We start from the raw sequence: 13,616 nt of genomic DNA, 5'->3' as shown, positions 1-13,616 counted from the left end.
ATGACGAGCCGCGAGGACGAGGCGCTGGCGCGGGCCGCTGTGGACGCGCTCACCGGGCAACTGGCGCTGGCTCCCAAGCCTGGGCTGCCCGACCCGCGCGACCTGGCCGCCCGTACGACCCGTGTGGACCACTGCGCCCTGCGCTGGTCCGCCAAGGCGCTGGCACCCGGCCTCGCGGCGATGGCGGCCGCCGCCCGCCGCACCGGCGAGCCAACTCTCGTGCTCCGCGCGGAACTCGGTGCGATCGGCCGCTGCACGGAACACTCCGTCGCGCTCGCCGGCGGCGGCCACCGCGGCGCCCTGTGGGCCCTCGGCCTGTTGGTCGCGGCGGCCGCCCTGGACCCTCACGCCGGGGCCAAGGACGTCGCCGCGACCGCGAAGCGCATCGCCGCCCACCCCGACCGACGCGCCCCGCGCAGGCCCTCGCGCGGCTCGTCGATCTCGGTGAAGTACGGGGCGGCCGGCGCGCGGGGCGAGGCGAAGGCCGGATTCCCGCACGTACGGCGGGCGTTGGACATCCTCGCCACGACCCGCGCGGCCGGGGCGACGGAGACACAGGCCCGCCTGGACGCCCTGCTCACGGTGATGTCCACCCTCCAGGACACCGAACTCCTGCACGCCGTAGGCCCGTTGGGCCTGCGTCACGTCCAGGCGGGGGCCCGCGGCGTCCTGGAAGCGGGCGGCACGGCGACGGCGGCGGGCGCGGAGGCCCTGACCGCCTTCGACACCGACCTCCACGCGCGCGCGTGGAGCCCTCGCGGCAGCGCGGGGCTCCTGGCGGGCGCGTTGTTCCTGGACTCTTTACCGGTCAACTCACCGGCACGGGCCGCCTGAACCTGAAGAGGACCGATACCGGTCAACTCACCGGCACGGGCCGCCTGAACCTGAAGAGGACCGATACCGGTCACTCACTGGCGTGGGCGGCGTGATCGGACCGGTGCCGGTCAACTCGCCGGCGCGGGCTGCCTGATCACCTCGCCCGCCTCTCCCTCCGCATCGGCCTCACGACCGGCGCCGGCTGCCCTCCGCGCCGCCGGCCCCATCGCGTACGACGCCACCAGGGTCGCCCCGCCCAGCAGCAGCCAGCCCGGCGTCCCCCACTCCAGGAGGAGGGACGTCAGCACCAGGGGACCCATCGTCCTGGCCACGGTGACGCCGGTGCCGAAGAAGCCCTGGTACTCGCCCACCCGGTCGGCAGGGGCCAGGTCGAAGGACAGTTGCCATGAACCCGCCGACTGCCCCATCTCGGCGGCTGCTTGGAGCACCGCCCCGACCACCAGCGCCCCCACGGCCACCCACGGCGACGCGCCCGCCGACAGCGCGAACACCGCGCAGGCCGCCAGCATGATCCAGCCGGACCGCCGTACCGCGCGAGTGGCCGACGCGAGTCCCGTGATGCCGCGGGCCGTCCGCACCTGGAAGACCATCACCGCACCGGTGTTGAGCACGAACAGCGCGGAGACCAGCCAGGTCGGCGCGTCGGTCTGCTCGGCGATCCACAGCGGCAGCCCGAGGCTGAGCAACGGCATCCGCAGCAGCAGCACGGTGTTGAGCAGCGTGACGACGACGTACGGCCGGTCCCGCAGCACACCGAGGCCGCCGTCGGCCTTCCTCACCTGGACGCCCCGTACCGACGGCAGCCGCACCAGCAACCCCGCGCACACCAGGAAACTCACCGCGTCCAGCGCGAACACCCCGAGGTACGCCGACCGCGTCCCCGCCCGCAGTGCGAGCCCGCCGAGGCCCGCGCCCACCGCGAGACCGGCGTTCAGCGTCGACTGCAGATGCGCCAGCAGCCCGGTCCGCTCCCCGGCGGACACCAGCCCCGCCAGCAGCGCCTGCCGGGCCGCCGCGAGCCCCGACTGCGCGGAGGCGTAGGCACACGCGGCGATCACGAACGGCACGAATCCCCGTACGACGAGGAAGGACGCCACCGCGAGCCCCGTCGCCAGCGCCAGCAGCACCGCCGTACCGCGCGCCCCGCGCCGGTCGGCCAGCCGCCCCAGAGGCACCCCGACCAGCGAACCGACGGCCCACGCGAGGGTGAGCCCGAGTCCCACACGCGCGGGGGCGAGCCCGACGACGTGGGTGAAGTACAGCGCCGAGGTCACGTAGTAGGCGCCGTCGCCGACGGAGTTGGCCAACTGGGCCAGCGCGAGGGTGCGTTGCGGGCCCGCGGGTGGGACGAGTGAGTTCGTCATGTCTACGACGGTAGAGCTCGGTTGGATCCGTAAGAAGGCCCACTCGGTCGCTCTGTCATTGGCCCAATTCGGAAGCCCGCCTGGTCCCGTCAGGCCCCCGCCAGAAACCCGCCCGGTCCCCTCAGGCCCCCTCCAGCACCCGCCCCAGCACCTCCAACGCCTCCGGATACACCCGCTCCCGAGGCGTCCCGTACCCCACCACAAGCCCCTGCGGCCGCCCGGCGTCCCCGCCCTCGCCCGCCGCATGCCAGTGCTCACCGAGCCGCCCGACCGCGAGGCCCTCCTTCTCGGCCCGCGCCAGCACGGCCTCCTCGTCGGCGACCTCCACCAGCGCGTGCAGCCCGGCCGCGATGCCGTGCACGCTTCCGTGCGCCCCCAGCCGGCCGAGGAGCTGGTCGCGGCGGCGCCGGTACCGCAGTCGGCACGCGCGCACGTGACGGTCGTAGGCATGGCTGTCGATCAGCTCGGCGAGCGCCAACTGGCCGATGGTCTCGGTGTGGTGGTCGCTGTGCAGCTTGGCGTCGGCGACCGCGTCGACCAGGTGCGGCGGCAGCACCATCCAGCCGAGCCGCAGCGCGGGCCCGAGCGTCTTGGAGGCGGTCCCCAGGTACACGACCTGCCCCGGCGCCATCCCCTGGAGCGCGCCCACGGGCTGGCGGTCGTAGCGGAACTCCCCGTCGTAGTCGTCCTCGACGATCAGCCCGCCACGCGCGCGTGCCCAGTCGGTCAGCGCCCGTCTGCGCTCGGGATGCAGGGTGACGCCGGTCGGGTACTGGTGGGCCGGTGTCACCACCACGGCCGCCGCGTCCCCCAAGTCCTCGGCGCAGGCGCCCCGTTCGTCGACCCGCACGGGCACCACGCGCCCGCCGTTGTGCCGCACCACCTCCCGGTGGAACGGCAGCCCCGGGTCCTCCATGGCGACATCGGCGACACCACGGCCCGCCGCCGCGTCCAGCACGCGCGTGAGGAGCGCGAGTCCCTGCACGTACCCGGAGGTGATCACGATCCGCTCCGGCGGCGCGATCACCCCGCGCGCCCGCCCCAGGTACCCCGACAGCGCGGTGCGCAGTTCGATACGGCCGCGCGGATCGCCGTAGTCGTACGCCAAGGAGGGTGCCGTCGCGATGGCGCGGCGCAGCGAGCGCAGCCAGGCCGCCGCCGGGAACGCGCCGACGTCGGGGCTGCCGGGCCGTAGGTCGAAACGGGGTACACGCGCGCGTGCCGCCGCGCCCGGGGCCTCCGCGTCGACGGAGGGCAGCAGCGCGACCTGGGTGCCCGAGCCCTGGCGCGCGGTCAGATAGCCCTCGGCGACGAGCTGGTCGTAGGCCGCCTTCGCGGTGCCCCGGGAGACGCCCAGTTCGGTCGCGAGGCGTCGGGTGGCGGGGAGACGGGTCCCCGGGGCGAGCCGGCCGTCCCGTACGGCGTCCCGGAGCGCGCGTTCGAGACCGACCCGGCGGCCTCCCTCGGGGTCGGGTTCCAGATGCAGGTCGACCCCGACGCCGGACCAGAAGTCGTTCACGAAAAAGCCCTCCCCCTAGGCGCGTTCATGAAAAAAGCCCTCCCCCTAGGCACACGATCGGCACACGAATGGCCGGGCACCGCATGTGTGCCCGGCCATCAGTCTTGTATCAGCCGTCAGCCGTCGACTGTCAGCCCTTGAGGGACGCCATCCAGCTCTCGACCTCGGCCGAGGTGCGGGGCAGGCCGTCGGACAGGTTCCGGTTGCCGTCCTCGGTGACGAGGATGTCGTCCTCGATACGGACGCCGATGCCGCGGTACTCCTCGGGGACGGTGAGGTCGTCGGCCTGGAAGTACAGGCCGGGCTCCACCGTGAGGACCATGCCGGGCTCCAGGGTGCCCTCGACGTACGTCTCGGTCCGCGCGGCGGCGCAGTCGTGGACGTCCATGCCGAGCATGTGACCCGTGCCGTGCAGCGTCCACCGGCGCTGGAGGCCCAGCTCCAGGACGCGCTCCACGGGGCCCTCGACAAGACCCCACTCGACGATCTTCTCGGCCAGCACGCGCTGCGCCGCGTCGTGGAAGTCGCGGTACTTGCCGCCCGGCTGCACCGCCGCGATACCGGCCTCCTGGGCCTCGTACACGGCGTCGTAGACCTGCTTCTGGATCTCGCTGAAGCGGCCGTTGACCGGCAGCGTGCGGGTGACGTCGGCGGTGTACAGGGTGTGCGTCTCGACGCCGGCGTCCAGGAGGAGCAGGTCGCCGGAGCGGACCGGGCCGTCGTTGCGCACCCAGTGCAGGGTGGTGGCGTGCGGGCCCGCGGCGCAGATCGAGCCGTAGCCGATGTCGTTGCCCTCCACGCGCGCGCGGAGGAAGAACGTGCCCTCGATGTAGCGCTCGCTCGTGGCCTCGGCCTTGTCGAGGACCCTGACCACGTCCTCGAAGCCGCGGACCGTCGAGTCGACGGCCTTCTGCAGCTCGCCGACCTCGAACTCGTCCTTGACCAGGCGTGCCTCGGAGAGGAAGACCCGCAGTTCCTCGTCGCGCTCGGCGGTGACCTTGTCGGTCAGCGCGGCCTCGATGCCGGCGTCGTAGCTCCGGACGACGCGGACGGGGCCGGTGGCTTCCCGCAGGGCGTCGGCCAGTTCGCGGACGTCGGAGGCGGGGATGCCGTAGAGCTTCCCGGCCTCGGTGAGGGAGTGGCGGCGGCCGACCCACAGCTCGCCCTGGCCGGAGAGCCAGAACTCGCCGTTCTCGCGGTCGGAGCGCGGCAGGAGGTAGATCGTCGCCTTGTGGCCCTCGATGGTGGGCTCCAGGACGAGGACGCCGTCCTCGGTGAGGTTGCCCGTCAGGTACGCGTACTCGACCGACGCCCGGAAGGGGTACTCGGTGTCGTTCGAGCGGGTCTTGAGGTTGCCCGCGGGGATCACCAGGCGCTCGCCCGGGAAGCGCGCGGAGAGCGCGGCACGGCGGCGGGCGGTGTGCTCGGCCTGCTCGACCGGCCGCAGATCGTGCAGCTCGGTGTCGGCCCAGCCGGACTTCATGCTGTCTGCCAGTTCGTCGGACACGCCCGGGTACAGGCCGTTCTTCCGCTTCTTGATCGGCTCCTCAGACTCATCTTCCGGGGTCTCCGGGGTGAGCTCGTCGGCCACGGTCATCCTCCTAGATACGGCACTGGACCCCGTCCATCGTACGGTCGTACGGAAGGGGGTCCAGGGCCGTATGGCCTGTTACACATGGCTTCCCGGCGACTACTCGAAGCGAGCCGCCAGCAGGACGACGTCCTCGTCGCTGTCGGCCGTGTCGAGGCCGTCCGGCAGCACGGTCCGCAGGACGTGGTCGGCGATCGCGGCCGGGTCGTCGCGCAGTGCCTTGGGGACGCTCGCCGCCGCCGCGTGGAGGCGGGCGAAGGCGCGGTCCATGGGGTCGCCGGTGCGGTGCAGCAGCCCGTCCGTGTAGAGCAGCACCGTCTCGCCGGGCTCCGCCTCCAGCTCCACGCTCGGCGCCTCCCAGCAGGCCAGCATGCCCAGGGGCGCGGACACGGAGGTCTCCACGAACTCCGTGCGCCGCTCGCCGACCAGGAGCGGCGGGCTGTGTCCGGCGCCGGCCAGGGTGATCTTGCGCAGCGCGGGCTCGCAGTAGGCGAACAGGGCGGTGGCCGAACGGGCGGGTTCGGTGAGCCTGAGGAGGAGTTCGAGGTCGGACAGGACCGCGACCGGGTCCTCGCCCTCCATCACCGCGTACGCCCGCAGGGACGCGCGGAGCCGGCCCATCGCGGCGATCGCGCTCGGCCCGGAGCCGGTCACCGAGCCGACCGCGAGGCCGAGCGCGGCGTCGGGCAGCGGCAGCGCGTCGTACCAGTCGCCGCCGCCGCGCGGACCCGTGCGGTGCAGCGCGGCGAGCTGCACACCGGCCACGCGGGGGAGCCGGGACGGCAGCAGCTCCTCGCGGATGGTCGTCATGCACGCGCGCGTGCGCTCGACTTCGAGGACCCGGGCCAGGTGCTCGGTGGCGTACCGGGCGTACAGGCCGACGAGATGGCGCTGCCGCTCGACCGGCTCGGCGGGCTCGTCGTACAGCCACACGGCGGCGCCCAGGCGCCCGGCCGCGTCGGTCGCCAGGGGCAGCGCGTAACTGGCCGCGTAGCCGAGGCGTACGGCGACCTCGCGGTGGCGCGGGTCGAGGGCGTCCTCGGCGAACAGGTCGGGGTGGACGATCTCGCCGCCCTCGCCGCCGGGAGCGCCGACCGGTCCGTCGAGAATCTGGCCGTAGGACATCGCCCCGCGCGGGACGGTCTCCATGTGGCCGAGGTCGGAGCGGGCGAGGCCCAGGCCGATGGTGGTGTCGGGGCCGAGTCCGTCGCCGGGTTCCAGGACGACGAGTCCGCGGCGGGCGCCCACCAGGGCGGCTCCGGCGCGCAGCAGCTCCTGGAGCGCTTCGTCGAGTGCGTCCGTGCGTGCCAGTCGCTCCGTGAGTTCATGGAGGGTCGTGAGATCGGAGACCCAGCCGGCCAGACGGTCCTGGAGCAGGGCACTTGGCGCGTTCGGAGCGGTATCTGGCGTGTTCTGCGTGTTCGAAGAGGGGGCCGGAGGGGTACCGGTGGCGGCAGGCGCGGGCGCGACAGTGTGTGCGGGCGAGGGAACCGTTGAATCGATTCCAGCCACTTTCGAAGGGTGCGGGGCGGTCATGGCGTCCGGCTTTCCGACCGGTGCGTATTGCTCAAAAGCATCGCAAACCCCCATGTCATTCTGCGCCGCTGGCAGTGTCTCCACATGTACACGCACTCGTGAGGGGATGTCCAGCATTGTCCTGCCGGGATTCCTGGTGTCCATGGGTTTACCGGGGCGATTTCGCTCTCCTCTTGCGGATTGGCAAAGTTGGCCTAAAACTGCATCAGGGGACGGTCCATTGCGGTCGACTGGGCTTGCTCGACGGAGCGTCACAGCGGTCGTGATGGGTACGTACTCGGAGAAGGCCAGGGGTGGCTGGGGGCCACCCGGAACCTGGTGAGGGACCCGGGCGTCTTAACCACCGACGATCGTGCCCCATCCTCCCGTGGCGGAGGCGGAGAGAACTACGCGGGACAGCAAAACGCCAGACTTCGCCACCCCCATCGCCACGCCCATGCTTTTCCTGCACGCACGGGTTCCCCCTGCCGAAGGCAGGGGTGTGATGCGCCAACAGGTACGCACAGTGAAGTGATCGACACATGATGTGATGTGGTCCTCGGTGTTGCCAGCGGTGCAACGGAAAGGAACGAGCGCTCATGCGCGAGATCCTCGGAAAGCGACGCAGGCTCCTGTCCAGGCGAGACAACAGGAGGTCTGAGATGCTCAGCGCGGCCCTGACCTTCGCGACAGAATGGCAATGGCCCGTACTCCCGGGCGTGGCACCGGATCCCCAAGGGCGGGCCCGCTGCGGCTGTCCGGACCCGGAGTGCACGGTGCCCGGCGCACACCCCTTCGACCCCGGCCTCCTCGCGGCCACCACCGACGCCCGCATGGTGCGCTGGTGGTGGGGCAACCGACCCGCCGCGCCGATCGTCCTCGCCACCGGCGACAAGGCTCCCTGCGCGGTCAGCCTGCCCGCCCCCGCGGCCTCCCGGGCCCTCGCCGCGCTCGACCTCCAGGGCATGCGCCTCGGCCCGGTCGTCGCCGCGCCGACCCGCTGGTCGCTGCTCGTCAAGCCGTACTCCCTGGAACAGCTGGGCGAGCTGCTCTACGCCAAGGACCACGTCCCCGGCTCGCTCCGCTTCCACGGCGAGGGCGGCTACCTCGCCCTGCCCCCCTCCGAGACCGGCCAGGGCCAGATCCGCTGGGAGCGCGCACCACTGCCCGGCTCGTCCTCGCCCTGGGTACCCGATGTCGAGGCCGTGGTGGACGCCGTGGTCGAGGCCCTCACTCGTACGGGTGTGAGCGCGCCCGAGTTGTAGGGGTGTCGGGCGTGCGCGGGACATGGCGCCTGTAGTTGGTCGTTATCTTCCGTGACATGAACCTTCGTCTGCTCGCCCTCGCGGGCGTCGCGGTGTGCGCGGTCGCGCTGCCGCTGGCCGTGGCGTCCGCGGGACCCGTACGCGACGAGGGCCACGCAGTCGTACGGTCCCTGATCCACTCCTCCGACTCCTCCGCGGGCGACGCCAAGGCGCCGTCCGCCGCGCCCTCGCCCGCCCGCTCCCCGCTGACACTCGGCCTGGGGCTGGCGACGGCGGCGCGCTGCGGACCCGAACTCTCCTCCCCCGACGGCATCGAGGCGCAGACCTGTGTCATGACGCAGGGTGAGGACACCTGGGCGCGTACCTACTACCGGAACGCGACCGGCGACGACCTGGATTCGGTGCTGAGCCTCATGGGTCCGGCGGACCGCACCGTGCAGATGCACTGCGTCGTGGCGGCCGAGGACGAGCCCGCGCTGTGCGAGACACCCCGGGAGCGGACCCGGGGCGATCTGGCGGCCTACACGGCCGTAGCGGAGTTCGCCGGGCGGAGCGGGAGCGGGCCGCTGTTGCTGCGATCGGGGAGCAACTCATCGGCGCCTACGGCGAGTTGACGGACGACATCGTTCCGTACACGCGGGCCGGGCATGAAAAGACCCGGTTGCTGGCGACGGGGGATGCACCAGCAACCGGGCTACTCGAACGGTAACAAGAGATCGGCGGTTCGCAAATTCGATCTCGGCTATTCGGACACCGACTTCCCTTTCACAACGGGGAGTTGTGACAGGAGTCACCCGAGTGAACAGGCCTGTTGCGACTGAACGGTCGGTCAGTCGAACCCCTGCCCCATTCCGGGTGTCAGCTCAGCGTGACCTGCCGGTTGGTGAGACCGCCCCGCGCGCGGCGCTCGTCCGCGGTGAGCGGTGCCTCCGTGGCCAGAGCGGCGGTGAGGCGCTCGGCGAACTCGGCGGCCGGCTTCTCGATGTCGTCCGCACCGAGCCCGCTCGGCAGGTCCCAGACGGGCACGGTCAGCCCGTGAGCACGGAAGGACCCCACGAGACGGGTGCCCTCGCCGAGACCGGAGCGGCCCGCGGCGTGCAGCCGGGCGAGACCGTCCAGAAGCTGCTCCTCCGGGTACGGCATGACCCAGCGCAGATGGTTCTTGTCCGGGGTCTCGCACCAGTACGCGGCGTCCACGCCCTGGAGCTTCACGGTCGGGATGGCGGCGGCGTTGGCGCGCTCCAGGGAGGCGGTCACCTCCGGCGCCGCGCTCTCCGCCTCCGGGACCCAGAATTCGAAGCCCGGGTGCACAACTGGCTCGAACGTGCCTTCCGGGTCGAGCAGATCCTGCAGTCGCGGACCGTCGGCCGGGGCGCGGCGGGCCTGCACCGGAGTGCCCGGGTCGGCGACCAGCGCGCGCTGGAGGGTGTCGGCGAGGTCGCGGCTGATGTCGCCGGAGGCCGTGTCGTTCTGCAGGCCGAGCAGGACCGAGCCGTCGTCCCGGCGCAGGGCCGGCCAGGCCATCGGCAGCACCGTGGCGAGCGTGACCGACGGGACTCCCTCGGGGAGACCGCCCTTCAGGGGCAGGGCGACCGTGGCCGCGGGCACCAGCTCGCGCAGTGCCACCCAGTCGCCCTCGCCGGGCAGCCCCTCGAAGGGGCGCTGCACCAGCTCGGTCACCGCGTGGGCGGCGGCGCGTCCGTGGCAGGCCTTGTAGCGGCGGCCGCTGCCGCAGGGGCAGGGCTCGCGGGCACCGACGACCGGGACCTCGCTGTCGCTGAGCTGCGGCCGCTTGGCCGTGGTCTGGGGTCGCTTCTTGGCCATCGTGGGTGTCTCCCGGTTACGGCTCGTCTCGTACGGGCGGGAGCCTAGCCGTTCACGCCATGACCGACGGGAGCCTGTGGACAACCCGGCGGGTGTGGACGGCGGCCGACCGGCGGATCAGTCCAGGTCGTCGAACGCGTCCGCGAACTCCAGCCGGGGTATCGCGGCGACCGCGGAGATCTTCGGGGCGGTGACGCGCGTAGCGAAATCGTCGCGTCGGTGCCCGGCATCCGGATCATGGACGTCGTCCTGCACGATGACCCACACCGTGACCTCGCCCCGGGTGTCGTCGCGTACGCCCCAGTCGTCGGCCAGTGCCGTGACGATGTTCAGCCCGCGTCCGCCGCGCGCCGTCACCGACGGGGTGGCCGGAGCCGGGCGGGTCGGGCCGCCGCCGTCCGTCACCTCGACCGTGAGCCGTCCGCCCGTGTCCACGCGCCAGGCGCACCGAACGTCACCGTCACCGGCCAGGGCGTCGCCCAGGGGCCGGCCGTGCTTGCACGCATTGCTCAGAAGTTCGGAAAGGATCAGTACGGCATCGTCGATGACCGCCTCCGACACACCGCTCGTGCGCAGCTGATCGCGCATGCGATGTCTTGCTTCCCCCACGCCCGCAGGGCCATGGGACACGGCCATGCTCGACGACGTGGGCACCTCCTGTGCCACCACCAACGCCACCCCCGAGACCTCCTTCGCCCCACGCCACGGTGTGGATGCCCCATTGGCCTGTACCGGAAACCGGCCAATCCACGTTCAGTGACGCATTCGCAACGATCGAACACGGACCGAACGCGCCGGTGCACTCCCTGTAATCGAGTGGCTTGTTTTCGACGGTGTGGCCGGGTTCGGAGGATGGTGCAGGTGAGGTGGCCGGGTCAAGGGGTGTTTGGCGGTCTTTATGAGGTTCTTTAATGTTCGCGGCCGAGCTGGCTCAGAACGGCCCCCGGCCGGTTGGTGATGATGGCGTCAATGCCCAGGTCAACGCAGAGATCGACGTCCTCGGGCTCGTTGACGGTCCACACGTGCACCTGGTGACCGGCGCTTTTCAGCCGCTCGATGTACGCAGGGTGATTACGCACGATCCGGATCGAGGGGCCTGCGATCCGGACACCGGCCGGAAGTCGACCGTCCCTCAGGCGGGGCGAGAGGAACTGCAGCAGGTAGACCGTCGGCAGCGTCGGGGAGGCCGCCCGCACCCGGTGCAGCGAGCGCGCCGAGAAACTCATGACCCGTACCGGGGAGTCGGCGGCGGAGGCCGGGGCGTCCAGGCCGAAGCGCTTCAGGAGCACCAGCAGCCGTTCCTCGACCTGACCCGCCCAGCGCGTCGGATGCTTCGTCTCGATGGCCAACTCCACGCGCCGGCCCGCGTCTGCGACGAGTTCCAGCAGCCGCTCCAGGGTGAGCACGGAAGTGTCCTCCCGGTCCTCCGGAAGGTGCTCCCAGTCCGGCTCCTCGTCCCGCGTCTTCCAGGAGTCGCGGCCCTTCCAGGACCCGAAGTCGAGTGCGGCCAGATCGGCGAGCTCCAGCGCCGAGACCGCCCCGCGCCCGTTCGACGTCCGGTTGACACGGCGGTCGTGGACACAGACGAGATGGCCGTCGGCGGTCAGCCGTACATCGCATTCGAGGGCGTCCGCACCGTCCTCGATCGCCTTCCTGTAGGCGGCAAGGGTGTGCTCGGGGGCCTCTTCGGAGGCTCCGCGGTGGGCGACGACTTGGATCCGGTGCTGCCGTGCGAGGGTCACCGCGTCATGGTGCCACCGAGACGGGGAAGGCGTGGAACCGAAGGGTCGTAGGAAGGGTCGCGAACGGCTCGTAGGGAGTATGTCGTTTTAGCCCGACAGGTCCCTTATAAAGGTTCGCCATCAACCCACAGGCACCGCTTATGGTGCTCTGACGGCCGGTGGGAAAAGCTGACGGCATACAAAAGCACATGCACAGCTGTTTCGCGCCCGACCCATCGACAAGCGTGAACGAGTGTGACCGCATGCTTCCGAGAACAACAGCCGTGGACCGAGGAGAAGAGCTGTGAGCACCGAGAACGAGGGCACTGAGGTACCCCCGGCCCCGTCTGCACCTCCTGTGCCGGTGGAATCTCCCGCAGCTTCCCCGCAGGCGGCCGCGCCCGAAGGGGGCGCGGCCACGACGCAGCTCCCGCCGGTGCCTCCGGGCGCCCCGCAGGACACGCTGCACGCCGGCCCCGCGCCGGCGTACGCCGCCGCGCCCCCGCAGGGCACGGGATCGGCTCCCGACGCCGCCTGGCCGCCCCCGCCGCCCGCCACCCCGTCGTACGCCGACAGCGGCACGGGCGCGGGCGCGTACGGCGGCGAGGGCGTCGGCGGATACGGGGGCGACGGCTATGGAGGTGACGGCGCCGGTGCGGGCGGCGGCTGGGGCACCCAGTACCAGCAGCCCGCGCCCAAGAAGCCCGGCGGCGGACGCGGCGGCCTGATCGCCGCGGTGCTGATCGCCGCGCTGGTCGCCGGCGGCCTGGGCGGTGGCATCGGCTACACCCTGGCCAAGGACAACGACGACAACAACAACTCCACCACCGTCTCCTCCAACACCGGCGGCGCCGCCGTGAAGCGCGCCGCCGGCACCATCGCGGGAGTCGCCGCCAAGTCCCTGCCCAGCACGGTCACCATCGAGGCCGAGAGCACCAGCGGCGCGGGCGGCACCGGCACGGGCTTCGTGTTCGACACCCAGGGCCACATCGTCACCAACAACCACGTCGTCGCCGACGCGGTCGACGGCGGCAAGCTCACGGCGACCTTCCCGGACGGCAAGAAGTACGACGCCGAGATCGTCGGCCACGCCCAGGGCTACGACGTCGCGGTCATCAAGCTCAAGAACGCCCCCAGCAACCTGAAGCCGCTCGCCCTCGGCGACTCGGACAAGGTGGCCGTCGGCGACGAGACGATCGCGATCGGCGCCCCCTTCGGCCTGTCCAACACGGTGACCACGGGCATCATCAGCGCCAAGAACCGCCCGGTGGCCTCCAGCGACGGCAGCTCCACCAGCAAGGCGTCCTACATGAGCGCCCTGCAGACCGACGCCTCGATCAACCCCGGCAACTCGGGCGGCCCGCTGCTCGACGCGCAGGGCTCGGTCATCGGCATCAACTCGGCGATCCAGTCGACCAGCAGCGGCGGCCTCGGCAGCACCAGCCAGTCCGGTTCGATCGGCCTGGGCTTCGCCATCCCGATCAACCAGGCGAAGTACGTCGCCCAGCAGCTGATCAAGACCGGCAAGCCGGTGTACGCCAAGATCGGCGCCTCCGTCTCCCTGGAGGACAGCACCGCGGGCGCCACGATCACCGCCGAGGGCGTCAGCGGCTCCTCCTCGGTGGAGGCCGGCGGCCCGGCGGCCAAGGCGGGTCTCAAGGCGGGCGACGTCATCACCAAGCTCGACGACTCGGTGATCGACAGCGGCCCGACCCTCATCGGCGAGATCTGGACCCACAAGCCGGGCGACAAGGTCAAGATCACGTACAAGCGCGGCGGCTCGGAGCACACGACCGACCTGACCCTCGGGTCGAGGGTCGGCGACAGCTGACGTAGCGCCAGGCGATCGACCGGCGGGGCGGGGGAGGGTTTGCATTGCCCGCCCCCAAGGTTTTGGGGCCCGGGGTTTGGGGGGGGGGGGGTTGGGGGGGGGGGGGTTTGACCCCCCCCCCCCCCGGGGGCGCCCCAATAAACCACACA

11 protein-coding genes are annotated in these 13,616 nt (G+C 71.8%); 4 read left to right on the top strand and 7 right to left on the bottom strand.

Going from position 1 to position 13,616, the window contains the following annotated elements; all coding sequences use genetic code 11:
- Positions 1-834 (top strand): triphosphoribosyl-dephospho-CoA synthase, encoded by an 834-nt coding sequence (locus tag ACFWP5_RS10600; protein ID WP_384153420.1) that lies wholly within the window; start codon positions 1-3, stop codon positions 832-834.
- Positions 835-944: 110 nt separating this feature from the next.
- Here ACFWP5_RS10600 and ACFWP5_RS10595 read toward each other — a convergent pair whose 3' ends face one another.
- The 4 genes from ACFWP5_RS10595 to ACFWP5_RS10580 form a co-directional block, all read right to left on the bottom strand.
- Positions 945-2,201, bottom strand: a complete 1,257-nt coding sequence (locus ACFWP5_RS10595; protein WP_384153417.1) for an MFS transporter — start codon at positions 2,199-2,201, stop codon at positions 945-947.
- A 121-nt stretch (positions 2,202-2,322) separates the two neighbouring features.
- The gene (locus ACFWP5_RS10590) at positions 2,323-3,720 is read right to left on the bottom strand and encodes a PLP-dependent aminotransferase family protein (RefSeq protein ID WP_384153414.1); all 1,398 of its coding nucleotides are present in this window, start codon (positions 3,718-3,720) and stop codon (positions 2,323-2,325) included.
- A 130-nt stretch (positions 3,721-3,850) separates the two neighbouring features.
- Entirely contained in the window at positions 3,851-5,317 is a 1,467-nt protein-coding gene (locus ACFWP5_RS10585) for an aminopeptidase P family protein (protein ID WP_384153411.1), read from the bottom strand.
- 93 nt (positions 5,318-5,410) lie between these two features.
- Positions 5,411-6,964, bottom strand: a complete 1,554-nt coding sequence (locus ACFWP5_RS10580; RefSeq protein WP_384153592.1) for a PP2C family protein-serine/threonine phosphatase — start codon at positions 6,962-6,964, stop codon at positions 5,411-5,413.
- A 461-nt stretch (positions 6,965-7,425) separates the two neighbouring features.
- On the opposite strand from ACFWP5_RS10580, the gene ACFWP5_RS10575 reads away from it, so the two are divergent.
- Together ACFWP5_RS10575 and ACFWP5_RS10570 are read left to right on the top strand one after the other, a co-directional pair.
- Positions 7,426-8,091 (top strand): bifunctional DNA primase/polymerase, encoded by a 666-nt coding sequence (locus ACFWP5_RS10575; protein WP_262060858.1) that lies wholly within the window; start codon positions 7,426-7,428, stop codon positions 8,089-8,091.
- 56 nt (positions 8,092-8,147) lie between these two features.
- Complete coding sequence (locus ACFWP5_RS10570) at positions 8,148-8,705, top strand: hypothetical protein (RefSeq protein ID WP_384153406.1); 558 nt, start codon at positions 8,148-8,150, stop codon at positions 8,703-8,705.
- Between the two features lie 244 nt (positions 8,706-8,949).
- On the opposite strand, the gene ACFWP5_RS10565 is transcribed toward ACFWP5_RS10570, so the two are convergent.
- The 3 genes from ACFWP5_RS10565 to ACFWP5_RS10555 all read right to left on the bottom strand — a co-directional run bounded on the left by ACFWP5_RS10565 (position 8,950) and on the right by ACFWP5_RS10555 (position 11,657).
- Entirely contained in the window at positions 8,950-9,915 is a 966-nt protein-coding gene (locus tag ACFWP5_RS10565) for a DUF5926 family protein (RefSeq protein ID WP_384153403.1), read from the bottom strand.
- Between the two features lie 117 nt (positions 9,916-10,032).
- Positions 10,033-10,593 carry an ATP-binding protein gene (locus ACFWP5_RS10560; protein ID WP_384153400.1) on the bottom strand — a complete coding sequence of 187 codons (561 nt, stop codon included), beginning with the start codon at positions 10,591-10,593 and terminating at the stop codon, positions 10,033-10,035.
- A 230-nt stretch (positions 10,594-10,823) separates the two neighbouring features.
- Complete coding sequence (locus ACFWP5_RS10555; RefSeq protein WP_384153397.1) at positions 10,824-11,657, bottom strand: glycerophosphodiester phosphodiesterase; 834 nt, start codon at positions 11,655-11,657, stop codon at positions 10,824-10,826.
- A gap of 283 nt (positions 11,658-11,940) precedes the next feature.
- Here ACFWP5_RS10555 and ACFWP5_RS10550 point away from each other — a divergent pair, with 283 nt between their 5' ends.
- On the top strand, positions 11,941-13,467 hold the full coding sequence (locus ACFWP5_RS10550; RefSeq protein WP_384153394.1) for a S1C family serine protease: 1,527 nt from the start codon (positions 11,941-11,943) through the stop codon (positions 13,465-13,467).
- Positions 13,468-13,616 lie beyond the last annotated feature (149 nt).

Source organism: Streptomyces sp. NPDC058469, from assembly GCF_042721125.1.
Classification (GTDB): Bacteria; Actinomycetota; Actinomycetes; order Streptomycetales; family Streptomycetaceae; genus Streptomyces.
Note: the sequence above shows the minus strand (reverse complement) of the source record. Positions and strands in the feature narration are given on the sequence as shown.